Origin of the sequence: Eggerthella sinensis, assembly GCF_003339815.1 — a bacterium.
Taxonomy (GTDB): Bacteria; Actinomycetota; Coriobacteriia; order Coriobacteriales; family Eggerthellaceae; genus Eggerthella; species Eggerthella sinensis.
The window spans coordinates 130088-154040 of record NZ_PPTT01000002.1; the positions used below are offsets into that span (position 1 = coordinate 130088).

The 23953-nt window shown below is 65.4% G+C and carries 18 protein-coding genes; 7 read left to right on the top strand and 11 right to left on the bottom strand.

All coding sequences use genetic code 11. From position 1 onward, the window contains the following. The first annotated feature begins 82 nt into the window (after window positions 1–82). On the top strand, window positions 83–676 hold the full coding sequence (locus C1876_RS01575) for a TetR/AcrR family transcriptional regulator (RefSeq protein WP_114544974.1): 594 nt from the start codon (window positions 83–85) through the stop codon (window positions 674–676). Window positions 677–762: 86 nt separating this feature from the next. Then, the gene (locus C1876_RS01580) at window positions 763–1062 is read left to right on the top strand and encodes a DUF2316 family protein (RefSeq protein WP_114544975.1); all 300 of its coding nucleotides are present in this window, start codon (window positions 763–765) and stop codon (window positions 1060–1062) included. Between the two features lie 54 nt (window positions 1063–1116). Here the strand turns inward: C1876_RS01580 and C1876_RS01585 are convergent, their stop codons facing one another. The 3 genes from C1876_RS01585 to C1876_RS01595 all read right to left on the bottom strand — a co-directional run bounded on the left by C1876_RS01585 (window position 1117) and on the right by C1876_RS01595 (window position 4045). Further along, a complete protein-coding gene (locus C1876_RS01585; protein WP_114544976.1) occupies window positions 1117–1734 on the bottom strand; it encodes a cytochrome c3 family protein in 618 nt (205 codons plus the stop codon). A gap of 141 nt (window positions 1735–1875) precedes the next feature. Continuing rightward, window positions 1876–3660 (bottom strand): FAD-dependent oxidoreductase, encoded by a 1785-nt coding sequence (locus C1876_RS01590; protein WP_114544977.1) that lies wholly within the window; start codon window positions 3658–3660, stop codon window positions 1876–1878. Between the two features lie 160 nt (window positions 3661–3820). Further along, a complete protein-coding gene (locus C1876_RS01595; RefSeq protein ID WP_114544978.1) occupies window positions 3821–4045 on the bottom strand; it encodes a helix-turn-helix domain-containing protein in 225 nt (74 codons plus the stop codon). Between the two features lie 119 nt (window positions 4046–4164). Between C1876_RS01595 and C1876_RS01600 the strand changes: the two genes are divergently transcribed. Further along, the gene (locus tag C1876_RS01600; RefSeq protein WP_158544534.1) at window positions 4165–5088 is read left to right on the top strand and encodes a LysR family transcriptional regulator; all 924 of its coding nucleotides are present in this window, start codon (window positions 4165–4167) and stop codon (window positions 5086–5088) included. A 47-nt stretch (window positions 5089–5135) separates the two neighbouring features. On the opposite strand, the gene C1876_RS01605 is transcribed toward C1876_RS01600, so the two are convergent. The 7 genes from C1876_RS01605 to ptcA all read right to left on the bottom strand — a co-directional run bounded on the left by C1876_RS01605 (window position 5136) and on the right by ptcA (window position 15988). Then, the gene (locus tag C1876_RS01605) at window positions 5136–5684 is read right to left on the bottom strand and encodes a glutathione peroxidase (RefSeq protein ID WP_114544980.1); all 549 of its coding nucleotides are present in this window, start codon (window positions 5682–5684) and stop codon (window positions 5136–5138) included. A 233-nt stretch (window positions 5685–5917) separates the two neighbouring features. Beyond that, window positions 5918–6436: a LytR C-terminal domain-containing protein gene (locus tag C1876_RS01610; RefSeq protein ID WP_114544981.1), complete on the bottom strand. Its 519-nt coding sequence runs from the start codon at window positions 6434–6436 to the stop codon at window positions 5918–5920. Between the two features lie 109 nt (window positions 6437–6545). Next, on the bottom strand, window positions 6546–11252 hold the full coding sequence (locus tag C1876_RS01615; RefSeq protein ID WP_114544982.1) for a 2-hydroxyacyl-CoA dehydratase: 4707 nt from the start codon (window positions 11250–11252) through the stop codon (window positions 6546–6548). A gap of 39 nt (window positions 11253–11291) precedes the next feature. Further along, on the bottom strand, window positions 11292–11915 hold the full coding sequence (locus C1876_RS01620) for a TetR/AcrR family transcriptional regulator (protein WP_114544983.1): 624 nt from the start codon (window positions 11913–11915) through the stop codon (window positions 11292–11294). Window positions 11916–12088: 173 nt separating this feature from the next. Further along, the gene (locus C1876_RS01625; RefSeq protein ID WP_211309481.1) at window positions 12089–13411 is read right to left on the bottom strand and encodes an MFS transporter; all 1323 of its coding nucleotides are present in this window, start codon (window positions 13409–13411) and stop codon (window positions 12089–12091) included. Window positions 13412–13443: 32 nt separating this feature from the next. After that, window positions 13444–14904 carry a Na+/H+ antiporter NhaC family protein gene (locus C1876_RS01630; protein ID WP_114544984.1) on the bottom strand — a complete coding sequence of 487 codons (1461 nt, stop codon included), beginning with the start codon at window positions 14902–14904 and terminating at the stop codon, window positions 13444–13446. 43 nt (window positions 14905–14947) lie between these two features. Continuing rightward, entirely contained in the window at window positions 14948–15988 is a 1041-nt protein-coding gene (gene ptcA, locus C1876_RS01635) for a putrescine carbamoyltransferase (protein ID WP_114544985.1), read from the bottom strand. 323 nt (window positions 15989–16311) lie between these two features. On the opposite strand from ptcA, the gene C1876_RS01640 reads away from it, so the two are divergent. The 3 genes from C1876_RS01640 to C1876_RS01650 all read left to right on the top strand — a co-directional run bounded on the left by C1876_RS01640 (window position 16312) and on the right by C1876_RS01650 (window position 19866). After that, window positions 16312–17280, top strand: a complete 969-nt coding sequence (locus C1876_RS01640) for a response regulator transcription factor (RefSeq protein ID WP_158544536.1) — start codon at window positions 16312–16314, stop codon at window positions 17278–17280. A gap of 103 nt (window positions 17281–17383) precedes the next feature. Beyond that, window positions 17384–18328 carry a biotin--[acetyl-CoA-carboxylase] ligase gene (locus C1876_RS01645; protein ID WP_244909989.1) on the top strand — a complete coding sequence of 315 codons (945 nt, stop codon included), beginning with the start codon at window positions 17384–17386 and terminating at the stop codon, window positions 18326–18328. 173 nt (window positions 18329–18501) lie between these two features. After that, the gene (locus C1876_RS01650) at window positions 18502–19866 is read left to right on the top strand and encodes a PFL family protein (RefSeq protein ID WP_114544988.1); all 1365 of its coding nucleotides are present in this window, start codon (window positions 18502–18504) and stop codon (window positions 19864–19866) included. A gap of 37 nt (window positions 19867–19903) precedes the next feature. Here the strand turns inward: C1876_RS01650 and C1876_RS01655 are convergent, their stop codons facing one another. Continuing rightward, complete coding sequence (locus tag C1876_RS01655) at window positions 19904–21700, bottom strand: ABC transporter ATP-binding protein (RefSeq protein ID WP_114545052.1); 1797 nt, start codon at window positions 21698–21700, stop codon at window positions 19904–19906. Window positions 21701–21965: 265 nt separating this feature from the next. Here C1876_RS01655 and C1876_RS01660 point away from each other — a divergent pair, with 265 nt between their 5' ends. Next, the gene (locus C1876_RS01660; protein ID WP_158544548.1) at window positions 21966–23807 is read left to right on the top strand and encodes an FAD-binding protein; all 1842 of its coding nucleotides are present in this window, start codon (window positions 21966–21968) and stop codon (window positions 23805–23807) included. Window positions 23808–23953: the final 146 nt, after the last annotated feature.

The following is a 23953-nucleotide window of genomic DNA, read 5'->3' on the forward strand; positions in this document are numbered from 1 at the left end:
ATCCGGAGAACTCTCCGGATATAGTAAACGGAGTGCTCTCCGCTTGTCAAGCAGCAAACCGTGCAGGGAGGAAGGATCGCCGATGACCGAAGCACCGCAGCGCCGCGAGCGTCAAGACGCCGTGAAGAACCGCGGCCACATCCTCAGGGTTGCCCAGGAGCTGTTCGACCGCTTCGGGGTGGAAACCGTCAGCATGAACCGCATCGCGCAGGAGGCGGGCGTCGGCGCCGGCACGCTGTACCGCCACTTCGGCAACAAGAGCGAGCTGTGCTTCGCGCTCATCCAGGATCGCATCGCCACGTTCTCGGAGGAGCTCGCCGCGCTCGTGGCGGCCGACGAGGACCCGCGCGTGACGTTCGGGCGCATGGTGCGCAGCTACCTGCGCTTCAAGGAGAGCAAGGCTCTCCTGTTCAAGGGTATGGAGGAAGCCGCCGCGCACACGGGCGGCCCCAAGCAGAGCCCGGCGTACCACATCATGCGCCAGCCGTTCGTCGAGCTGTTCGAGCGGGCGGCGCGCGTCGAGGGCATCGAAACGCCCGTGAACCCCGTGTTCCACGCCGATCTGCTGCTGTCGGCCCTCATCGGCGACGCGCTGCGCTACCAGCAGGAGGAGCACCACCTCACCACCGAGGAATTCGCCGAGGGCGTCTGCCGCGTGTTCTACCCGCACGGGTAGGGCGCCGCGCGGGGTGCCGCGCCCGCACGCCCCGGATGTTTCACGTGAAACATCCGTTCCCTTTTCCGCATCGCGAAAGGATTGCTATGTCGCTCACACACCAGCAAAAAGCTGCGACCATCAACGAGTTCGCCCGGAACATCGAGCTCCTCGGGCTGTCGCCCGCGCAGATCGCGCACGACCTCGACACCACCGAGCAGCACGTCAACGAAGTGGCGCGCCTGCGAAGCGGCGTGCTCGAAGAGCCGTGGGTCCTGCGCAACTACCTGCTGAGCCAGGCCGCACGCGCCGGCATCGAGCCCGTGCCCTTCACTGCGCTCGTCGGCGACCACCACACCTACTGGTTCCTCGACGCCGACGCCATCGACCGCGGCCTGCTCGGCTAGGGGCGCCGCCGCTCCATGCGCCAGCACCCCTCCCCGCCTCGCCCCGCCGCTCCGCTACGCGTGGCACGTGTTGCACTGGTAGACGCCGGCGTGGTGGCACGAGATGCAGAACGCGGGCGCGCTTTCGGTGACGGGCTCATCGCTGTGCATGACGTGGCAGTCGGCGCAGGTTTGATCGGCATGGCCCTCGCCGTCGGGGCGCGCGTGCGGGTTGACCACCGTGCCCTGCGAGTCCGTCAGCAGGGTTGACGAGGCGGTTTTCTCGGCCAGCTCGTCATAGCTGCCGTGGCACGAGAAGCATGCGTCCTCGTCGATGGTGGTGTCGCGCAGCTTCGTCGCCTTCTTGACGGCATCCTCCGGCGTGGCGCCTTCGTGCGCCTTCGTCAAACCCTGCACGTCGGTATGACAGGTGCTGCAGGTGTTTCCCTCCTGCTCGTGCGTTGCGGCCAGGCACGACGCATCCGTCATCGACGCGTCCTCCTTCGCGTGGCACATCGCGCAGTCTGCCTCGGCCGACCACGTGAACGCAACGGCCACCGGCTGATCGCCCGCGTCCCCGTTGCTGCCCTCGGTTGAGGACGGCGCTTGCGGCGCGCACCCCGCTGCAGCGAGCGCCGCCACAAGGCACCCCGCGCACACGAAGGCCGCCATTCCGATTTTCGCGCTTCTCATAGTGCTCCTTCGATGATTCGGACGCGAAGCCAGCCGCGCGGCGGGAAGAGGGAGGGAGGGTTCCCCGCCGGCGGCATGGCTCGCACGCGTATGTTCCGCGCGTCCACCTGCGTGGACGGCTTCAAGGGGTCGAGTTCGGTGCTACTTGGCGTCCCAGGCCGTTTCGGCTGCGGCGTTCTCGCCCGCGATGCGGCCGCACACGATGCATTCCGTCACGTTGCCGCCGCCCTGGTACACGAACTTGAAGCACGACGAGATCTCGCCGGCCGTATACAGGCGCGGAATCACCTCGTTGTTCCAGTCGATGACGTGGCGGTCGCCGTCGGCCTGCAAGCCGCCCTTCGTGTTCGGACCGCCCGCCACAAGCGGCATGGCGTAGAACGGCGGCGTGTTGATGGACTGGAAGCCGGGGTCGGTCACCTCGCCCGTGAGCGAGTTCTTGATGGCGCTCACGCGGCCGAATTCCTCGTCGACGCCCGTGTCCACCATCGTCTGGTACTGCTCCATCGTGGCGGCGAGGACGGGGGGGTCCATGCGTCCCTTGTTCAGGTCGTGCGAATCGCGAATCTTCGCAGCCAGCTCTTCGATGGTGTCGGCCTTGATGAGCCATCCCTTGTCGATGGCGTTCTGGTTGTCCTTGTCCCAGTCGATGATGCCGAATCCGCAGGTGGACAGCGTGGTGTTCACGAGCGCGCCCTGCGTGCGCTTCGTCTCGTCGATGATCATGTACGCCGGATCGTTCGGGAACTCGAGCGAGATGATGTCCATGTGCACGGCGTTCTTGTACGAGAAGTAGCGGCTCGGGTCCTTCGTGATAAGCGTTTCGTCCATGAAGCGCTTGCCCTCGGCGTTCACCACCACGGTGCCGGCGCCGCCCACGGAGTCGGTGATGGACCCCACGTTCATCGGCCCCACCTGCACGTCGGGGCACGACCAGATGAGGCGCGAGGCGGCCTTGCCCACCTTCGCCAGCTGCGCGCCCACTTCGCAGCCCATGCGAATGCCGTCGCCCTCGTTCGACAGCGTACCGTAGAACGCCCAGCCCGTGATGCCCTGGCCTTCGAGGAACGCGCGGCGCATCTCCTCGTTGTACTCGTAGCCGCCCGTTGTGAGGATGACGCCCTTGCTGGCCTTGATGCGGATGTCCTTGCCGTCCTGCGTGGCCACCACGCCGATGATTTCGCCCGCCTCGTTCGTGATCAGGCTCTTGCCCGGCGTTTCGTAGGCGAGGGTGATCTTGTCGGCGCGATCGGCAACGCCCGTCTTCAGGCAGTTGAAGAACGCGAGGCCCGCAGCCGTGTCCTCCTTCGGCAGGTCGAGCGTGGGGTAATCGGGGCCCGTCGCCGACTTGCCGTACGTGGAGTTGTAGCTCTTGTACTTGCTCGCCTCAGCGCCGGGGAAGGTGGGGAATGCCGCGCCGCCGCGCTCGATCACCTTGAAGTCGGGGTCGAGACTCTGCATGAACTCGACGTTCTGCGGCTCGTATTCGGCGAACTTGTCAACGATGCCGTCCACGAACAGCGGAGACTGCTCGCCTTCGGACTTCGTCGGCAGATCCTCGCCGCTGAACATGGCCAGCAGGTACTGCTTGAGCGCCGCCTTGTCGCCGTCCTTGTCGGGGCTGTGGAAGATGCCGCCGGACATGACCGTGTTGCTGAGATGCTCCGCCTCGGGGTTCTTCTCGAGCACGAGCACCTGCGCGCCCGCGTCCGCCGCCGCGATGGCCGCGCACGCACCCGCGCCGCCGAAACCGACGATGACCACTTCGGATTCCTGATCCCAGGTCTCCCCCGATGCCGCTTTGGCATCGGTGCCGCTCGAACACCCCACAAGGCCCATGCCGGCCGTCGCCATGGCGGCACCCGCCGCGGCAACGCCCGCGCCCTTGAAGAAATCTCGACGCGATACTCCCTCATGCTGCGCCATACTACTCCCCTTCCTCCTTGCTCGTTCGGATACGCGGCTCCCCTCGCGTTATCCGCATCCTCCGCTAAAGGAGCCTGCGTGGCGCAGTATACGCAGGTTGACCTGCATAGATGAAATACGAGTGTGACATAGGGGTATACGCGGGGCGTATGCGGCCCGCTCAGAAGTAGTCGGAGGCGAAGAATTCCTCGAGGGATACGCCGAGGCCCGTGACGATTTTTTCCAGGTTGAGCACGGCCACGTTGCGCTTGCCGGTTTCCACTTCGCCGAAGTACGAGCGGGACATGTTGATGTGGTTCGCGAACTCTTCCTGACTGAGATCGCGCTCCATCCGCAGCTCTTTGATGCGCAGGCCGATCTTGACGCGTATGTCGTATGTGCTCATGCAGCCCTCCCTTTTCCCACATGATTTACTTCATGCCGAAATAAGTTGACCCGCTATAAGTGGCATTTGATGGTAGGATGCAAGGGAGAGAACGCAATCGTACGATTACAGGGAGGGGCATGGATTTTAGGATATTCCACGAGTTCGTCGAACTCGTGCTGCAAGGAAGCTATTCTTCGGCAGCGCGCACGCTCAACGTGTCGCAACCGACGCTGAGCCGCCACGTCAGCACGATGGAGAAGGAATTGGGGACGAAGCTCATCGCCGACGTCGTACCGGTGCGGCTGACCCCGGCGGGCAGCGCCGTGTTCCAGGCCGCGCTGCAAATGGACGATCTGTACAGCGGCCTGCGCGACGACCTGGCCGCCCTGCGGCGCGTGCAGCCGACGCGCGTGCGCATCCACGACACGCTGTCCCTCAAGCCGCTCTCGTCGCGCATCGTGTCGGCCTCAAGCCGCATGGCGCACGCGAACCCGTCCATCAAGTTCGAGTACACCAGCCCGCCACCGGGCCTGATGCCGGCGGAAGCCATCGCCCAACGCGCCTGCGACCTGTCGTTCGTCCAGCTGTTCGGGGCGCATGAGCACCCGCTGCTGCCCGCCGGGGTGCAAGCGCGCCAGCTGGGAGCATTCGCGGGCCGGGCGCTGGTCGGCGTGCCGAAGGGGTTGCCGCTCGCGGGGCGCGCCGCCGTGCAGCTTGACGACCTGAAGCACGAGCCCGTGCTCATGCTGGCGTTGAAATCGAACGCGCCCTTCAAGGCAACCTTCGTGGACGCGTGCCTCGCGCACGGCTTCCGCCCGTCCATCAAGATGATTCCCTGTCGCCTGTTCGAGGAGTTCTACCTGGTCGATCACGGGGAGGGCCTCTACGTGCTGTCGGAGCGCGACCTCGCGGCGAACGCGTCGCTGCGCGAGAGCCTCAGCGAGCGGCTTGCCCTCATCCCCCTCGCCGCCGAGGGCGCCGTCATCACCTGGCACGCCCTCTACCGCACCCCCGACCGCGCCCTCGCCACCCAATTCGCAGCGGCCATGGGGGAAGAGTAAACCACGAGGGGAGCCGGCGGTGCCGGCTCCCCTCGTGGACGTTCGCGTTACAGCAGCTCTTCCACGGCCGGGGCTACCACGTCGGGGATGCTGGCGGTGGGTTCGAAGCGGCGGATGACGGCGCCGTTGCGGTCGACGAGGAACTTCGTGAAGTTCCACTTGATGTCCGGCTTCGACGCGAAGTCGGGGTCGTTCTTCGACAGGAGATCCTCGAGCACGGGCGTCAGCTCATGGCCCTCGTCAAAGCCCTCGAAACCCTTCTCCTGCTGCAGGTAGGCGAACAGCGGGTCGGCGTTCGGGCCGTTCACCTCGATCTTCGCGAACTGCGGGAACGTCACGCCGAAGCGGGACGTGCAGAACGCGGCAATCTCCTCGTTCGTGCCCGGCGCCTGATGGCCGAACTGGTCGCACGGGAAGTCGAGGATGTCGAGGCCGCGCTCGTGCAGGTCGCGGTACAGCTCCTCGAGCTGGGCGTACGTCGGCGTGAAGCCGCATTCCGTGGCGGTGTTGACAATCAGCAGCACGCGGCCCTCGTAGTCGGCGAGCGCGGCTTCGTTGCCCTGCTGGTCCTCGACGGTGTAGTCGTACAGGCTCATGGGTTCCTTCTTCCATCATCGGTTTCGTTTCATGGTCCCATTGTACGACATAATGTTATTGGTTTAGTATCAATTAGGTAACCGGCCGGCAACTAGGGCCCGTGCGCAATTTTTGCGAAGGTGGAGCCGGAAAGCCCGTTTCTCGCTCCGACGGCGGCCCGCCGTCCGCGCATCCCTCAATGCGACAAACTCATCGCTTGCGGGGCGCATGTTTCACGTAAAACATTTGTTCGTTAGGCGGGGACGGGATATATCGCGCCGGGCTCGCCGAGCATGACGAAGATGTCGTAGTCCATGCTCCAGCCGCCCGTCCAGGCGTCTTCGTAGCAATAGGGGTCGTAGGGCGGAAGCGAGTCGAACAGCGCCGCGACCTCGTCCACCTCCGCGCGATGCTCCTCGTGGTGGTACGACACGCGATTCCCCTTTTGGTGATGCGTGGCGTTGTCAACCGTAACGCGCTCGAAGCCGAGCGCTTCGATGTCCTCGGCAGCTTCGCCCGCCGCGCCCTCTTCGCCGCTTGCGTTCAGCACGAGCACGGTGATGTCGGCTTTCCCCGCGCGAAGCTCCTGCTCTTTGACGGGTGCCGCCGTGGGCGGATTCGGCTTCGCCTGCTCAGCCGGCGCCTCCTTGGCAGCCTGTTCGCTCGCTACGGAGTCCTTCGCGGAGTTTTGCGGCTCATTGCCCGAAGCGCATCCGGCCAATGCCGCGCATATCGCGCCAACGACGACGATCCCGATCATTCGCTTCAGCATCTCGCGCCCCCTCGTTTCGATGGTTCTGCAAGTATACCTCACGCAGCACGTGCCGCGCTCGACTCCGCATGCAACGGGGGGCGACCCATGGCCGCCCCCCGCGTAATCGTTATGCTTGCTTGGTCTCGATTTCCAGCTCGCCGGCTTGTTCTTGCTTCGCGTGCGGACGGCCCGCGTCGACGAAGCGGTCGCGCTGCTTCTTCGCTTCGGCCTCCTTGTCGGCCAGGTTCGCCTTCGCCACCGAAATCATGAGCTTGATGCGGTTCAGCTGGTTCACCTCGGACGCGCCGGGGTCGTAGTCAACCGCCACGATGTTGCTGTCGGGGTAGCGGCGGCGCAGCTCCTTGATGACGGCCTTGCCCACCACGTGGTTCGGCAGGCATGCGAAGGGCTGCGTGCACACCACGTTCGGCGCACCAGTTTTGATGAGCTCCACCATCTCGGCCGTGAGCAGCCATCCCTCGCCCATCGAGTTGCACAGCGACAGAATCTCGCTCGCGTACTCAGCCAGCTCGAAGATGTCGGCCGGCGCCTCGAAGCGGCTCGAAGCCTTGAGCGCGTTCGTGATGGGCGCGCGCAGCTTCGCGACGGCCCACAACCCGATGCGCGAACCGACCGCGCCCTTCGCCGAGCGGCCGAGCGGGTCCTTCTGGAAGATGCCGCCCGCGATGCCGAACAGGAAGAACTCGGCCAGACCGGGCACGACGGCCTCGCAGCCCTCGCGCTCGATGACGTCGACGATCTGGTTGTTCGCCGTCGGGTGGAACTTCACGAGGATCTCGCCCACCACGCCCACGCGCGGCTTCGTCCCCTCGCCCTTCAAGGGCAGCGTGTCGAAATCCTCCACGATGCGGCGCACCGTGTCCTTGAAGTCGCGGCGCTTGATGCCGCGCAACAGCTGCGCCTTGCAGGTGGCCATCCAATGATCGTACAGGCGATTCGCGCTGCCCGGCTCCGCCTCGTAGGGACGCGTGCGGTACAGGGTCATCATGAGCAGGTCGCCGTAGAAGATGGCGTAGGCCGCCTGCAGCAGCATGGCGGGCGTCACCTTGAAACCCGGGTTGTCCTCGCCGAGGTCCTTGAACGACAGCGCGATGACCGGGATGTGCGGCAAGCCGACGGCGGCAAGCGCCTTGCGGATGAGCGAGATGTAGTTCGTGGCGCGGCAGCCGCCGCCCGTCTGCGTGATGATGACGGCCAGCTTGTCGGTGTCGTAGCGACCCGACATGACGGCCTCCATGATCTGGCCGGTGACCAGGATGGACGGATAGCAGATATCGTTGTTGACGTACTTGAGGCCCGCGTCCACCGCACCGTGGTCGACCGACGGCAGCAGCTCCAGGTTGTAGTCGTTCTTCTTGAAGATTTCCACGAGCAGCTCGAAGTGGATGGGCGCCATCTGCGGGCACAGGATAGTGTAGCCCGCGTCCTTCATCTCCTGCGTGAACACGGCGCGCGGGAACTCGGTGGTGGCGCCTTCGCGCTGCTTGAAGCGCTCGGCCACCTCGGGCGCCGCCTTCTCGGTGAACGTCTCGGGCGTGGCGCCGGTGAGCTTCGACGCGATGGCGGCCTCGGTCCGGCCCGTCTTCGCCTCGATGGCGGCCTCCGGCGAGGCTTCGAACGTGTCGGGGTCGAACGTCACCGCCGGGCAGCCGCGCGGCATGCGCTCGGCTTCGGCGCGCTCGTCGGCCTGGTCCTTGAGCGCGGCCAAGAGCGAGCGTACGCGGATGCGCGCCGCGCCGAGGTTGGACACCTCGTCGATTTTGAGCACGGTGTACACCTTGCCCGCCTGCTCGAGGATCTCCTGCACCTGGTCGGTGGTGAGCGCGTCGAGGCCGCAGCCGAAGCTGTTGAGCTGGATGAGGTCGAGGTCGCGTCGCTCGGTGGCCACCTTCGCCGCCGCGTACAGGCGCGTGTGGTACATCCACTGGTCCACGAGGCGGATGGGGCGCTCGAGCGTGCCGAGGTGCGCAATGGAGTCTTCGGTGAGCACCGCCAGGCCGAAGCTGGTCAGCAGCTCGGGGATGGCGTGGTTGATCTCGGGGTCGTTGTGGTACGGACGGCCGGCCAGCACGATGCCGTGCGTGCCCGTGGCCTCCATCCAGGCGAGCGTCTCCTCGCCCTTCGCGCGGATGTCGCGCTTGAAGGCCTCGTCCTCGGCCCATGCGGCGTCCACGGCAGCGTCCACGTCGGCCTGCGTCGGCGCGCCGGCCGCCCCCATGAGCTCGGGGTGCGCCTCGATCAGCTCCACGAACAGGCGCTTCTTGAGGTGCTCCTTCTGGTCGTACGGCAGCCACGGCGTGAGCAGCTCCACGTCGGACGTGCGCAGCTCGTCGATGTTGAGGCGCAGCGCCTCGGGGTAGCTGGCCACGATGGGGCAGTTGAAGTGGTTGCCCGCGCCCTCGTCTTCCTGGCGCTCCCACTTGCTGCACGGGAACCAGATGAAGTCGGGCTTCTTGTCCAGCAGGTTCATGATGTGGCCGTGCGACAGCTTCGCCGGATAGCACACGCTCTCCGACGGCATGGACTCGATGCCCGCCTCGTAGGTTTTCTTCGTCGAGGGATCGCTCAGCACGACGCGCCAACCGAGCTTCGTGAAGAAGGTGAACCAGAACGGGTAGTTCTCGTACTGGTTGAGCGCGCGCGGGATGCCCACGGTGCCGCGCGGCGCGTCCTCGGGCGCGAGCGGCTCGTAGCCGAACAGGCGCTGGCTCTTGTACTCGTAGAGGTTCGGCACGGCGCTCTTGCTCTCGTCGAACGTGCCGGCACCCTTCTCGCACCGGTTGCCCGTGATGAAGCGGCGGTGCTTGCCGGTGGTCTCGTCCACGCCGAAGTCGTTGACGGTGAGCAGGCAGTGGTTCGAGCACGCCTTGCAGTGCACGGTCTTGTGCGTGGGCGACAGCGCGGCAAGCTGCTCGATGGACAGCAGCTTCGTGCCCACCTCAACCGGCGCCGGCGCGTCCTCGAACTCCGAGCTCCACGCCGAGCCCGCCTCGGCCTTGCGCGCCTCCAACGCCACGGCCGAATGGTAGCGGTCGCGCGCGAGCAGGGCCGCGCCGAACGCGCCCATGTTGCCGGCGATGTCGGGACGCACGGCCTGCACTTCGGACAGCTGCTCGAACGCGCGCAGCACGGCGTCGTTCAAGAACGTGCCGCCCTGCACGATCACCTTCGTGCCCACGTCGTGCGGGTCGCGGATTTTGATAACCTTGAACAGGGCGTTCTTGATGACGGAAATGGCCAGGCCCGCGGCGATGTCGCCCACGGTGGCGCCTTCCTTCTGCGCCTGCTTCACGCGGCTGTTCATGAACACGGTGCAGCGGCTGCCCAGGTCGACGGGGCGCTCGGCCTTGATGGCGGTCTGCGCGAACTCGGCCACGTCCAAATTGAGGCCCGTGGCGAAGCTCTCGATGAAGCTGCCGCAGCCCGAGGAGCACGCCTCGTTCAGCATGATGTGGTCGATGACGCCGTCCTTCACGCGCAGGCACTTCATGTCCTGCCCGCCGATGTCGAGGATGAACTCCACGCCCGGCAGCATTTCTTGCGCGCCGCGCAGGTGCGCCACGGTCTCGATCTCGCCCGAGTCCACGCGCAGCGCCTCGAGCAGCAGGTGCTCGCCGTAGCCCGTTACCGTGGAGTGGCCGATGTGCACGAGCGGCGCCCCCGTGTCGGCGTCCACCGGCATCTCGTTGTACAGGTTGCTGAGCGCGGCGCGGGCGCAGCCCAGCACGTCGCCCTTGTTGCTGGCGTAGTGCGACCACAAAAGCGCACCGTCCTCGCCGATGAGCGCGGCCTTGAACGTGGTGGAGCCGGCGTCGATGCCCAGGTACGCCGTGCCCTCGTAGTCGATGAGGCTGCCGCGGCGCACGCATTCGGCATCGTGGCGGCTCTTGAACTGGGCAAGCTCGTCGTCGTTGGCGAACAGCGGGGGCAGGCGCACCACTTCGGAGCCCTGGATGTCGCCGAGGTTCTTCAGGCGGTCCACCACGTCGGACAGCAGCTCGGCCTTCACCGTCTCGCTTGCGGCGCCCGCGATGGCGCAGCCGCTCGCCACGAACAGGTGGGCGTTCTCGGGCACGATGGTGTGCTCGTCGTCCAACTCGAGCGTCTCGTAGAAGCGCTTGCGCAGCTCGGGCAGGTACTGCAGCGGGCCGCCGAGGAAGGCCACGTAGCCGCGAATGGGGCGGCCGCACGCCAGGCCGGAGATGGTCTGCGTCACGACGGACTGGAAGATGGACGCGGCGATGTCCTCCTTGCGCGCGCCTTCGTTGATGAGGGGCTGCACGTCGGTTTTCGCGAACACGCCGCAGCGGCTGGCGATGGGGTAGATGGTGGTCGCCCCCTGCGCAAGCACGTTGAGGCCGCCCGCATCGGTGTTGAGCAGCGCGGCCATCTGGTCGATGAACGCGCCCGTGCCACCGGCGCACGTGCCGTTCATGCGCTGCTCGATGCCCTGGTCGAAGTAGATGATCTTCGCGTCCTCGCCGCCTAGCTCGATAGCCACGTCGGTTTTCGGGATGAACGTTTCCACGGCCGTTTTGGAGGCGATGACCTCCTGCACGAATTCGATGCCCAGCCACTGCGCCAGCAAGAGCCCGCCCGAGCCCGTGATGGCGATGGTCATGCGCTCGCCTCCGAAGTCGGCCGCGGCCTCGTCGAGCACCTCCACGATGGTGGCGCGCACGTCGGCGTGGTGGCGGCGGTACACCGAGAACTTGACGTTGTTCGCCTCGTCGAGGATGGCCAGCTTGACCGTGGTCGATCCCACGTCGATGCCGATATGGAGGCTTCCCTGGATGCCCTGTTCGTTCGCCATGACGACTTCCTTCGTATCTTCGCTCATACTTTTGAACTCCTACAATTCAATCGGCTTGCCCGGCTTGATGAACAGCAGCCTCATTGCGATGAGGGCCATCTCCTCCGAGCTCTCGTGCATGCCGGTTTCAATCCAACGCTCGATCACCCCGAGGTACGCCGACGCGTAAAACGCCACGTAGTACCTCACGAACGGCTCGGGGTCGTTGCGGTAGCGCTCGTGGAGGATGGACTGGATGAGGTTCGTGCACACCGAGTCGCGCAGCCGCGGGCCGAAACGGATGTCGCCGCCGGGGCCCAGCACCGCGTGCATGAAGTCGCCCTGCTCGCGCAGGTAGTCGAACAGCTCCACGAGAAACGGCAACGGGCGCTTGCGGGCGCGGTACTTCAGCAGCTCGCGCACGGTGAGGTTCTGCATCTGCGCCTGGAAGCACTCGAGGTGGCACATGACCTCGTCCTCGAGCGTGGCAAGAAGCGCTTCCTTGTCATGGAAGTGGTTGTAGAACGTGCCGCGGTTGAGGTCCGCGCGCTCGCACAGGTCGTTCACCGAGAAGCCGTCGAAACCGCGCTCCTCCATGAGCTCGATGAGCGCCGCACGCAGGGCGCGCTTCGACCGCGTGATGCGGCGGTCCTGCGGCGCGGCTGGAGCCGTGGTGACAGCCATACTCCTCCAATTGAACGCTTCGATCAATAATCAACAAGTTGTTCATTAACGCATTGTACCGGGAATCCGCCCCGCTGACAACCGAGCGACCCCCTCGTCTCCGCAAAAAAGCCGCACGCGTTTCCGCGTGCGGCTCCGTCCGCTCTTCGTAGGTTCGCGACGCGCTTGCCGCGTCAGACGCCCTGCGCCCCACCCCCTTCAAGCGCGGGCGCGCGCTCGGCAACCGCCGCATCCTCGCCGCGCTTCCACGACAGGCCGCGCCCCGAGCGCATGGCCACGATTGCCAGCACCGCAATGGCCACGTCGCACACGATGCAGAACACCCACACCGAGGAGAACCCGCCGGTCTGCTCGTAAATAGCCGTGAGCAGCGGTGCGCCGATGCTTCCCACCACGTAGCCGATGGCGGGCACGAGCGAGTAGATGCGGCCGTAGTCCTTGCGTCCGAATATGGCCATCGTGAGTGTTGCCATGCCCGTGCCGAACACCGCGTACATCGAATCGTTCAGCCCCGCGCCCAGGCACGCAAGCGCCGGCGACGACGGGCTTGCCAACAGGCATCCGAACGACACCACGGTCACGCACGCCCACAGCAGAATGGCCTTCGCCGGACCGAACTTGTCGCACGTGATGCCGATGAGCGGGTTCCACGCGATGTCGCACAGCATGGCCGCCGACACCATGAGGCTGCCCACCGTCGGGTCGAACCCAACCGAAGACCCGTACATCGGAAACAGCTGATTCGTCACCGTCGTCATGACGATGAGGCACATGGCTCCCACGAGCGCAAAGAACGCGGGCGACCTCACCGCCGAGCGGAAATCCACGCCCTCAGTCTCGGCAGCACTCCCCTCCCCTTCGCCTGCCGCGAGCGCCTCTTCGTACCCATAGGGTTTCATGCCCTTGTCGGCCGGCGACAGCCGCAGCAGAAACACCGTCGAGGACAGCATGATGCACGCGCTGACCGCCGCCAGGGCAAGGTAGCCCGCCCTCCAGCCGATGGCCCCGATGACCTGCGTCACGATGGGGCTCATGATGGCGTTGCACACGCTTGCGATGGCCCATGCCATGCCGATGGCGAACCCGGCGCGGCGCACGAACCAGTTGTTCAGGATGATGGCGATGCCCACCGACGTGTTGAAACCCATGCAGAAGCCGATCACCGCACCCGACACGTACCACATGGACACGTCGGTGTAGAACGCCATAGCCGCCCCGGCCAACGCCTCGACGGCGCAGATGAGGGTCATGTGCACGGGGATGTTCATCCGCGGCACCAACCGCCCCGCAAGGGGCATCGAAATCGCCTGACCTAGGGACACGATGGTCATGTACCAGGCCAGCGTTGATTCCTCGACGCCCAAACTCTGGCTCACCGGCACGTAGAAACTGCCGGCAACCACGGTGAAGAAGCCAATCGATCCGGAGATCATCAACCCGCAGCCAATCATCACGATCCACGCATAGTGCCTGTTCTTATGCTTTGTTCCGTTCATATCATCGCCCGTCTCAGGTCGAACCTACCTGGTTAGAATGCGCCCTCGCGCTCCAAGCTTCCTTCGCTCACCGGCACCGCCGTGGCGTGCGTCACGGCGTCGGGTGCGCCAATCCACCCCAGCTTCTTCCCGAACAACACGCCCGCCACCACGATGACCAGCGGATACAGGTAGCAGAAGAAGGCGTAGGGAGCGTAGGAGACACAGCTCACGCCCAGCACCGTCACCATGTACACGGCACAGGTGTTCCACGGCACGAGAACCGAGGTGATGCCGGCGCTCGAGTTGACGATGTTGCCCCACACGTCGTTCTTCACGCCGAGTCGCCGGAACTCGTTGCGGTACATCTGGGTGGACAGCGTGATGGCGGGATACTGATCGGGAAGCAGCACGTTGAACAGCGCGCCCGAGAACACCGTCACCGAAACCAGCTGCCCGAAGCTCTTGAGCTTGCTGACGATGGGTTCAACCATCGAATCCATGAGCTTGGTGTGCTGCATGATGCCGCCGTACGCCATGACCAGCACCACGATGGAGATGGTGCTCATCATTTCCTGGATGCCGCCGTTGCTCAGCAGGGTGTCGAGGCTCTCGAAGCCAGTCGCGCTCACCACGCCCACGTTCGCCACTTCCACCACCTGAGCGAGATCGGACCCTTGCAGCAGGACGGCCTCTCCCATGCCGATGGCGATTGCCACGAGAAACGAGGGCAGCGCCGGAACCTTGAGCACGACGCAGACGATCATGACGCCGAGGGGAATGAGCGTGATGGGACCGATGTTGTACGCCTCATCGAGCGAGACGAGCAGCGCATCCACCTGGCTCGCACCCGTCGCCGTGGAGGCCACGTCGAGGTTCATGCCCATCAACAGGTAGATGCCGGCGCAGGCGCCGCACGTGACGAGGCACAACACGAGGAAGCGCTTGCACAGGTCGAACACGCTGCAGTCGGCGATGGCGGCGGCGAGATTGGGACCGTCCACCAGCGGCGAGATGATCTCGCTGACGTAAGCGCCCGCAACCACGGCGCCCGCCGCCATGCCGAGAGGGATGTTGAGCGCTGCGGCGATGCCCAAAAAGGCGATGCCGATGGTGCCCGCCGCGCCCCATGAACCCAGCACGATGCCCACCGCACACGTCACCAGAAACGTGATGGGCAAGAACAGCTGCGGGCTGACCACCTTGAGGCCGTAGTAAATCATGGTGGGCACGGTGCCCGACTGAATCCACACGCCCACCAGCATGCCGATGGCCATGAGGATGAGCACGGCCTCGAGGGAGTCGGTGATGCCCTTCACCATGCCCTCGAGCACCGCATCCCACGTGTAGCCGAGGTACATCGCGATGCCACCGGCAATGGCGCACCCAATGACCAGCGGAATTTGCGGCTCGGCGCCAAGCCCTACCACGCAGGCGAACATCACAACCGCGAGCAAGCCGAGAGCCAGCACCCCGTGGCGGAACTTCACCTCTTTCATCGCTTTTTCCTGCATGATCGTACTCCTTTCGCTCGACGCGCGTCCGCGTTCCTCCTCGTTAGCCGATCTTGCTCAGCACCGCGTTCATGCGGGCCTCGGCCTCGTCGGCGACGGCGGCGTCCTCCTTCGTCTTGGGGCACAGGTAGGCGAGGATCGCGCGGATGGAGTGCTTGCGGTTCTCGGCCTCGACCCAGCACAGCGAGCGCTCGGGATGGTCCATGACCTCGTCGACCACTTCCTCGCCGCGGGTGGCCGGCAGGCAGTGCATGAACTTGGAGTCCGGGCCGGCATAGTCCATCATCTCCATGTCCACCTGGTACGTGGGGTAGAAGACGTCCATGTAGGAGGCGCCGCCCTCCTCCTCGTCGTAGAGGCCGTACCACACGTCGGTGTAGACGAAGTCGGCGCCCTTGATGGACTCGACGTCGTCGGACACGGTGACCGTGCCGCCGGACACCTTGCAGTTCTCCTCGGCGATCGCCATGATGTCCACCGTCTTGTCCACGACGAGGCCGCCGTCGGTCACCTGGTGGCCCTTCGGGCCGTAGTGCACGAAGTCCATGCCCATCTTCGAGGCGATGAACATGAGGGAGACGCACACCTGCGTGGCGTCGCCGACGAAGGCGAGCTTGCAGTCCTCGATCTTCTTGCCCTCGGGCAGGTTCTCGATCATCGTGAGCAGGTCGCCGAGCTCCTGGGTGGGGTGGTTGTAGTCGGACATGCCGTTGATGACGGGCGCGGCGGAGTTCTTCGCCAGCCCGACGACGTCGGGGTGGCGGTTCACGCGGGCCATGAGGACGTCGACGAGCGAGCCCATGACGCGGGCGGTGTCCTCGAGGGTCTCGTGGCCGCCGAGCTGGATGGTGCCCGGGCCGAAGAACTGCGCGTGGCCGCCCAGGTCGGTCATGGCCGTCTCGAAGGAGATGCGGGTGCGGGTGGACACCTGCTGGAAGATCATGCCGAGCGTCCGGTCCTTCAAGATGAGCGGGTAGCGGCCGCCCTCCTTGATCATGGTCTTCATGGAGCGGGCCAGCTCGATCATGTCGAGCAGCTCTTCTTTGGTGAAGTCGTTGGTGTCGATGTAGTCCTTGGTTGCCATGGTGAACCCCTTCCGATAGGTGCGTTACCGTGCAGCCGAGCCAGGTGGCCGGCTGCGTTCTGAGGTGCACCATGGCGGGAGGGCCGGGGGTTGAGAAGGAGGAAAGGGGTTCATGTTCGCAGCCGCGCGGGCTCTACCGAAACCAAACCGCGCGCACCGTGCCCCCATCTGGCCCGACACAGAAGCGTCACGCGATCATAAAACCTTGCATGAACCTTTTTAAACTACCTGAAACGCGTTCCTAAACACGCATCGGCGCCATCGGTATAGTATGATGTGCCGCGTTCGGGGAGACTTCGCACGCCGAGGAGATGCGTATTTCAATGGAAGCTGCCTTCTATTTCTACACCATCGTCGTCATGTTCCTCTGTATCGCCGCGGCGGTATCCTCGGCCTCTTCCTACCTCGTCACGCACAACCATCTGTATCTCCCCATCGTCATGTTCTTCTTCCTGTACTTCGTCGACCTGATGTTCATCTTCCAAAACGAATACTTCAATCGCGGCGAAGTGCTCACCCAGCAGATGTTCTACGGCATCAACTACCCCTTCGCGAAAACCTTGCTCGCCGCGGGAATCCTCGAGTCGCTCTGGCTCACCGTGTGCACGTACATCGGAACGACCAAACTCGCCCTCAAGGTGATCCCCGCCGTGGTGTTCGTGGCAACGGGGTGCGCCATCATCGTGCTCATGCCCGAGGGCGCATGGCGCCAGTGGTGCTTTTACAGCATCCGGGAGGCGTTTCTCATCTGGGTGCTCGCCTACACGCTCGCGCGCTATCTGAGGGCGAAGAAACTCTCCTTCCGCACGCGGCTGCTGCGCCATCGTGCGCTGTTCGTGGCCACCGCGGTGCTGTGCCTCTGCATCACCGTCGAGAACACCATCATGATTCTCATGTGGAACCCGTCCGATCAGATCATGCCGTCGGTGGCGGTGCTGTACATCTCCGAGCGCAACTTCTCGGAGAACATCCTCATCGCGGCGTTCGCCCTGCTGGCGCTGCGCCACGGGCTCGACCTGCTCCGGCTGCGCCGCACGAATCCGCCCCATGCAGACCAGCCCGACTACGAGCAGCACATCGAGCTCATTTTGGACTCGTACTGCGAGAAGCACCGGATCACCAACCGCGAGCGCGACGTGCTGCGGCTCATCCTCATGGAGAAGGACTACCAAAACGTGGCAACCGAGCTGCAGCTTGCAGTGGGCACGGTGAAGTCGCACACGCACAACATCCTTCAGAAGACCGAGCAGAAAACGCGCAAGGATCTCATCCGAGACGTCTGGCAAAGCTGAGCGGCCTCGCTCGATTGTCACCCGCGGATGCTTCGATTGTTGACACGAGCGGGGGCGCTCTCCTACCATGCGAGGGATGGGAACGAAGGAACAACTGCTGCGCTTGCTGGAGGAGAACCGCGAGCGCTACGTGTCGGGCGCGAAGCTTGCGCAGGCCATCGGCGTGAGCCGCAACGCGGTGTGGAAGGGCGTCGAGGCGCTGCGCGCCGAGGGGTACGCCATCGACGCCGTCACGAACAAGGGCTACGCGCTGTCGCAGGAGAACGACCTGCTGTCGCCGCAGGGCATCGAGCGGTTTCTGCCGCAGGAGCACCCCTTCGGCATCGTGGTGCGCAAGCGCGTTGATTCCACGAACGCCGAAGCGCGCCGCCGCGCGCTCGAGGGCGCGCCCGAAGGCACCGTCATCGTGGCCGAAGAGCAGACCGCCGGCAAGGGGCGTCCTGGCAAGTCGTTCTTCTCGCCGTCCGCAACCGGGCTTTACCTGAGCATCGTGCTGCGGCCGTCGCTCGCCGCCGACCGCGCGCAGTTCATCACGTGCGCCGCCGCCGTGGCCGGAGCGCAGGCCATCGAGCAGGTGACCGGCAAGACCGCGCTCATCAAGTGGGTGAACGACATCTACTGCGACGAGCGCAAGGTGGCGGGCATCCTCACCGAGGGCGTCGTGGACATGGAGTCGGGGCGCTTCGAGCACGCGGTGCTGGGCATCGGGGTGAACGTGAAACCGCCGGCCGACGGGTTTCCGTCCGAGATCGCCGACGTGGCGGGCGCCGTGCTCGACGACCGCACGGGTGCCGTGCGCTGCGAGCTGGCCGCCGCCATCCTCACGCGCTTCTGGGACCGGTACCGGCACATGGACGACGCGCCGTTTTACGACGAGTACCGCCGCCGCTGCTTTTTGCTGGGACAGCCGCTCGTGGTGCGGCAGGGCTCCTCGCGCGTGCGAGCGCGCGCCGTCGACCTCACCGAGGACTTCAAGCTGGTCATCGAGCTGCCGGACAAAACGCGCCGCGCGCTGCCCTACGGCGAAGTGAGCACGGGCCGCGCGTAGCGCCCCCGTGCCGCCGAACGAATGTTTCACGTGAAACATTCGTTCTCTTTTCCGTGCATCCCCTGAGAAGATACGCCGAAAATGGACGAACCGCGCGGTTGCCGCCCGCGCGGTTTGCTATGCTGGTTCGACACGTTTCACCGCACGACAATCCGAGAGAAAGATGGGGCATCATGCAGATCACGCCTGCTGAAATCGCCGAGACGCTTGCCATGGTGAGCAAGCAGCACCTCGACATCCGCACGATCACGCTGGGGCTCAACCTGCGAGGTTGCACGGATGCCGACATCGACGTCATGGCGCGCAAGGTGTACGACCGCATGACGAGCGCCGCCGAGCGCCTCGTGCCCACGGCCGAGCAGCTCGAGCGCGAGTTCGGCATTCCCATTGTGAACAAGCGCATCTCCGTCACGCCCATCGCCGAAATCTGCGCCGCCACGAGCGCCGCCGACCTCACGCCCATCGCCGTGGCCATGGACAAGGCCGGCAAGGAAGTGGGCGTCGACTTCGTGGGCGGCTTCAGCGCGCTCGTGCACAAGGGCGCTTCGACCGCCGACCACAAGCTCATGGACTCCATCCCCCATGCGCTGTCCGTCACCGACAACGTGTGCTCGTCGGTGAACGTGGGCTCCACGCGCGCGGGCATCAACATGGACGCCGTGCTCAAGATGGCCGGCATCATCAAGGCCACCGCCGAGGCCACCGCCGACCGCCAGTGCATCGGCGCGGGCAAGCTCGTGGTGTTCTGCAACGCCGTGGAGGACAACCCCTTCATGGCCGGCGCGTTCCACGGCTCGGGCGAGGCTGACGAAGTGGTGAACGTGGGCGTGTCCGGCCCCGGCGTGGTGCGCGCCGTGCTGGCCGACCTGCCGAAGGACGCCGACATCACCTCCGTCGCCGAGGCCATCAAGGCCACCGCGTTCAAAATCACGCGTGCGGGCGAACTCATGGCGCGCGAGGCCTCGCAGCGCCTGGGCGTGCAGCAGGGCATTCTCGACCTGTCGCTGGCGCCGACGCCGGCCGAGGGCGACTCCGTGGCCGAGATCCTCGAGGCCATCGGCGTGGGCCAGTGCGGCGGCCCCGGCACCACCGCGGCGCTCGCCATGCTCAACGACGCGGTGAAGAAGGGCGGCGTCATGGCCTCGTCGTCCGTCGGCGGCCTGTCCGGCGCGTTCATTCCCGTGTCCGAGGATGCCGGCATGATTCGCGCGGCCGAGGACGGCGCGCTGTCCATCGAGAAGCTGGAAGCCATGACCTGCGTGTGCTCGGTGGGCCTCGACATGATCGCCGTGCCCGGCGACACGTCGGTCGAGACGCTGTTCGGCATCATCGCCGACGAGTGCGCCATCGGCATGATCAACTCGAAGACCACCGCCGTGCGCATCATCCCCGCCATCGGCAAGCAGGTGGGAGACCAGCTCGACTTCGGCGGCCTGCTGGGCTACGCCCCGGTCATGCCCGTCAACCAGTACGCCGGCACCACCTTCGCCCACCGAGGCGGCCGCATGCCCGCCCCCCTAAACTCGCTGAAGAACTAGGAACGCGCACCGAAGCAACGAACAAGCGGCAACCGCCCTACTCGTTGCCCAAAAAGGAGCCGGACTGGCGGTCCCAGAGGTGGGCGTACTCGCCGCCGGCTTGCACGAGGTCGGCGTGGGTGCCGTCCTCGATGAGCTTGCCGTCGCCCAGCACCACGATGCGGTCGAGGCTTGCCACGGTGGACAGGCGGTGCGCGATGACGATGGACGTGCGGCCGCGCATGAGGTTCTCCAGCGCGTCTTGGATGAGCCGCTCGCTCTCGGAGTCGAGCGCCGACGTGGCCTCGTCCAGCACGAGGATGGGCGCGTCGGTGAGGATGGCGCGGGCGATGGCGATGCGCTGCCGCTGCCCGCCCGACAGCTTCACGCCGCGCTCGCCCGTGAGCGTGTCGAAGCCGTGCGGAAGCTTCTCGATGAACTCGAGCGCGTTCGCCTGACGGGCGGCTTCGACGATGTCCGCATCGGAGGCGTGCGCGCGGCCGTAGGCGATGTTGTCGCGGATGGTGCGGTGAAACAGCAGCGGCTCCTGCGGCACGTAGGCAATTTGGCGGCGCAAGCTCGTCTGCGCCACATGCGCGATGTTCTGCCCGTCGATGAGGATGCTGCCTTCCTGAATGTCGGCCAAACGCAGCAGCAACGTGGTGAGCGTCGTCTTGCCCGAGCCCGACTTCCCCACAAGACCCACCCGCTGACCGGCGGGGATGTACAGCGAGAAGTCGTCGAACACGAGGTCGTGCTCGTCGGCGTCGGCGTAGCGAAACGTCAGGTCGTGGAAGTCGATGGCACCGCGCTTCACGTGCAGCTCGGGCGCGCCGGGGTCGTCGGCCACGAGGCGCGGCTCGTCGAGCACCACCGTCATGTCGTGCGCGTCGCCGAAGGCGCGGTTGATGGTTTGGAACGTCTGATTCAGCCGGTTGAACTGCATCGTGAGCGAGTAGGTGTACGTGAACATCATGACGAGCGTGCCCGCGCTGATGCCGAACCACGCGTTGCCGCCCGACACGAACACCACCAGCAGCCCCATGATGAGCACGGTGATGGAGCTCGTGGCCACGCCGCGCAGGATGGTGGCGCGCATGCGGCGGGTGTCGGCGGCCTTCACCTGGAGGTTCGCCCGGTCGTACAGCTCGCGCTCGTACGACTCGCGCCCCGACGTCTTCACCGCAAGGATGTTCGTGATGCTGTCGGACAGCTCGCCCGACAGCGCGTTCTGCGCCGCGGCGGTCTGCTCGTTGAGGGGCAGGATGCGCTTGTACAGCTTGTACGCCACCAGCACGTACACCGCCAGCAGGCACACGAGCAGCGCCACGTACGCCGGCACGAGCGGCGTGAGCAGCACCACCGTGTACACCGCGCCGCACACGATGGGGATGACCGCATACACGAAACTGTCCATGAGCAGGGTGTACGCGCTGAGGAACTTCTGCGCCTGGCTGACGAGCGAGCCGCCGAAGCGGTTCGAATGGAACGTCATCGACTGGTTCGACAGCGTGTCGAACGTGCGCGTGGCCAGTTCGTACGACGCACGGATTTCCACCTTCGAGGCGAAGTAATCCTGCAGCTTGCTGCACGCCTGCCCCAGCACGTTCACGCCCACGAGCGCGAGCATGAGCGGCCCGAACACGGGCAGCACCTGATCGGGCTCCACGCGCCCGGCGCTCACGAGGTCGATGATCTTGCCCATGATGAAGGGGTTCATGTACGACAGAAAGAAGACGAAGCCCATCGTCACCAGCACGGCGCACAGGAACAGGGGCCATTGCAGCGCCGTCACCTGCCAGTAAAAGTGCAGCGTGCGCAGCGCAACGGGTGGTTTGTCGTTCGTTCGGCTCATGCCCTCATCGTACATGAACAAATCCCGGCGCTCGAATACGTTGCCGGAGCGGCGAACCATCGCAACGCGATCGAAAAACGCGTCATGCCTCAGGGGTGATCTTTCGTTTTTCCTGTTCGCAGGCAATTTCACCTCTGAGGAATGACGCGCTCGGCGCGCCTCATCGGCATGATGCACCTCGAACCTTGGCAGCGCCGCCGCCCCTCGCACGACGAGGGAGGCGGCGAACAGGAGGGCCAAGATGGGGAACGAAAGGACCAACACCATGGAACGCAAACAACAGCACGGCACGCACGGCCTGTCTCGACGCAGCTTCCTCACCGGCGCCGCGGTGACGGGCTTGGCCGCGGCGGCAGGCACGCTCGCGGGATGCGCGCCCAAATCGGCCAGCAGCGCGAATGCGGCCGAAAACGACGGCAGCGCCGCACCCGAGCACCGGTGGCAAAGCCAGGCTGCAGCCGACTGGCGCGTCGCGCCCGAGCCCGTCGACGAAGCGAGCATCGCCGACGGCGGCACCTTCGACATCGTGGTGGTAGGAGGCGGGCAGGCGGGCACGTGGACGGCGCGCTCGGCGGCCATGCAGGGCGCCAGCGTGTGCGTGGTGGAAGCGCAGCCCGAGGACAGCTTCTTCTACATCGGCGGCGAGGTGGCCATCGTCAACAGCGAGTGGGCCCTCGAGCGCGGCGCCGACCGTATCGAGAAGGCCAACTTCATGACGAACTGGCTCGTGCGCAACGCCAACCGCAGCAACCAGCGCCTCATCCGCAACTTCGTGGACTACTCCGGCCAGATCATGGACTGGAGCATTTCCGAGATCGACGAGGTGGACCCCGACTTCTATCACAACACCGACCGCGTGAACCTTTACTCGGCCGAAGCCGACGACCGCATGGTCATGGACCCGTCGGGCTACCAATTCTACAAGTCCACCATCGTGCACCGTCCCGTCACGGGCGGCGGCGCCGATTGGGAATGGGGCTCGCTCGTCATGACGCACCATCGCGAGAAGGCCATCGAAGAGGGCGCTGTCTGGAACTTCAACACGTACGCGGAGTACCTCGAGAAGGACGATGCCGGACGCGTGGTGGCCGTCGTGGCGCGCAAGCAGGACGACGACAGCTACGTGCGCTACACCGGCACGCGCGGCGTGGTGCTGACGGCGGGCGATTTCCAGTCCAACGAGGACATGCTGCGCGACATCAACGACGAGTACCGCCACCTGGCCGAGAACTACGGCAACATCGAGCTGGCCACGTCGGGCGGCATGGGCGTCAAAGACGGCGCGGGCATCAAGCTGGGCGTGTGGGCCGGCGGACACGTGGAGGCCGGCCCGCGCACAGGCATGAACACCGGCCAATCGGGCCCGTGGGAAACCACGCCGTGGGGACCGGGCTTCATGCTGCTCAACCAGCGCGGCCTGCGGTTCTGCAACGAGTGCTCGGGCGGCACCGAGGGCTCCGGGTACCAGTCGAGCCGTCAGCCGAAGGGCGTCATCATCTCGGTGGCCGACGCGAACTACCTCGACACCATCGCCTGCATGCCCCCGGCGCACGGCGCCATCAACCTCACCTCGAAGGTGACGTTCCACGGCATCGACCCGCTGCAGGAGCAGATGGCCGCCCTCGACCCCTCCTCCGCAGAACCCAGCAAGGAGGGCGTGTACTGCGCCAACACCTTCGAGGAGCTGCTTGACAAGATCGGGTGCTACAACGACGAGCAGAAGGCGAACGCCCTGGCCGAGTTCGAGAAGTGGAACCAGTACGCCGAAGCGGGCTTCGACGAAGACTTCGCCATGGACGCGCGCATCATGAAGCCGCTCACCACGCCGCCCTTCTACGCGGTCACCGGCAACGCCGAGGACATCTACGTGGGGCTGTGCCAGACCACCGGCCTCGACACCGACTTCAACGGCTGCGTGCTCGACGACGACCTCTTCCCCATCCCCGGCCTGTATGCGGCCGGCAACAACTCGGGCAACCGCTACATCGTCAACTACTGCACGCCCATCAGCGGCATGAGCTTGGGCCTGTGCATGACCGAAGGCGTGCTGCTGGGCCATCGCCTCGCAACGACGAAGCCCGAGGACGTCGAGCAGCAGAAGGCGTAACCGCACCCTCCCCTCGAAGCGTTCGGGCTCCCCCTCCCTCAGCCCGAACCATCAGGCGCGGCCCCTCCGGGCCGCGCCTTCGTCTTGCCGTCGCGTCCGCGCCGTTTTTGCCTATAATGGAAGCTCCCGGAGGGAGCGGAGAAGGA

Coding starts and splice junctions, on each gene's coding strand:
- C1876_RS01610 (WP_114544981.1), bottom strand. CDS start 6,436: ATGCTGAAGCGAATGATCGGGATCGTCGTCGTTGGCGCGATATGCGCG.
- C1876_RS01600 (WP_158544534.1), top strand. CDS start 4,165: ATGGATTTTAGGATATTCCACGAGTTCGTCGAACTCGTGCTGCAAGGA.
- C1876_RS01605 (WP_114544980.1), bottom strand. CDS start 5,684: ATGAGCCTGTACGACTACACCGTCGAGGACCAGCAGGGCAACGAAGCC.
- C1876_RS01650 (WP_114544988.1), top strand. CDS start 18,502: ATGCAGATCACGCCTGCTGAAATCGCCGAGACGCTTGCCATGGTGAGC.
- ptcA (WP_114544985.1), bottom strand. CDS start 15,988: ATGGCAACCAAGGACTACATCGACACCAACGACTTCACCAAAGAAGAG.
- C1876_RS01620 (WP_114544983.1), bottom strand. CDS start 11,915: ATGGCTGTCACCACGGCTCCAGCCGCGCCGCAGGACCGCCGCATCACG.
- C1876_RS01575 (WP_114544974.1), top strand. CDS start 83: ATGACCGAAGCACCGCAGCGCCGCGAGCGTCAAGACGCCGTGAAGAAC.
- C1876_RS01590 (WP_114544977.1), bottom strand. CDS start 3,660: ATGGCGCAGCATGAGGGAGTATCGCGTCGAGATTTCTTCAAGGGCGCG.
- C1876_RS01660 (WP_158544548.1), top strand. CDS start 21,966: ATGGAACGCAAACAACAGCACGGCACGCACGGCCTGTCTCGACGCAGC.
- C1876_RS01585 (WP_114544976.1), bottom strand. CDS start 1,734: ATGAGAAGCGCGAAAATCGGAATGGCGGCCTTCGTGTGCGCGGGGTGC.
- C1876_RS01615 (WP_114544982.1), bottom strand. CDS start 11,252: ATGGCGAACGAACAGGGCATCCAGGGAAGCCTCCATATCGGCATCGAC.
- C1876_RS01630 (WP_114544984.1), bottom strand. CDS start 14,904: ATGCAGGAAAAAGCGATGAAAGAGGTGAAGTTCCGCCACGGGGTGCTG.
- C1876_RS01640 (WP_158544536.1), top strand. CDS start 16,312: ATGGAAGCTGCCTTCTATTTCTACACCATCGTCGTCATGTTCCTCTGT.
- C1876_RS01625 (WP_211309481.1), bottom strand. CDS start 13,411: ATGAACGGAACAAAGCATAAGAACAGGCACTATGCGTGGATCGTGATG.
- C1876_RS01655 (WP_114545052.1), bottom strand. CDS start 21,700: ATGAGCCGAACGAACGACAAACCACCCGTTGCGCTGCGCACGCTGCAC.
- C1876_RS01595 (WP_114544978.1), bottom strand. CDS start 4,045: ATGAGCACATACGACATACGCGTCAAGATCGGCCTGCGCATCAAAGAG.
- C1876_RS01580 (WP_114544975.1), top strand. CDS start 763: ATGTCGCTCACACACCAGCAAAAAGCTGCGACCATCAACGAGTTCGCC.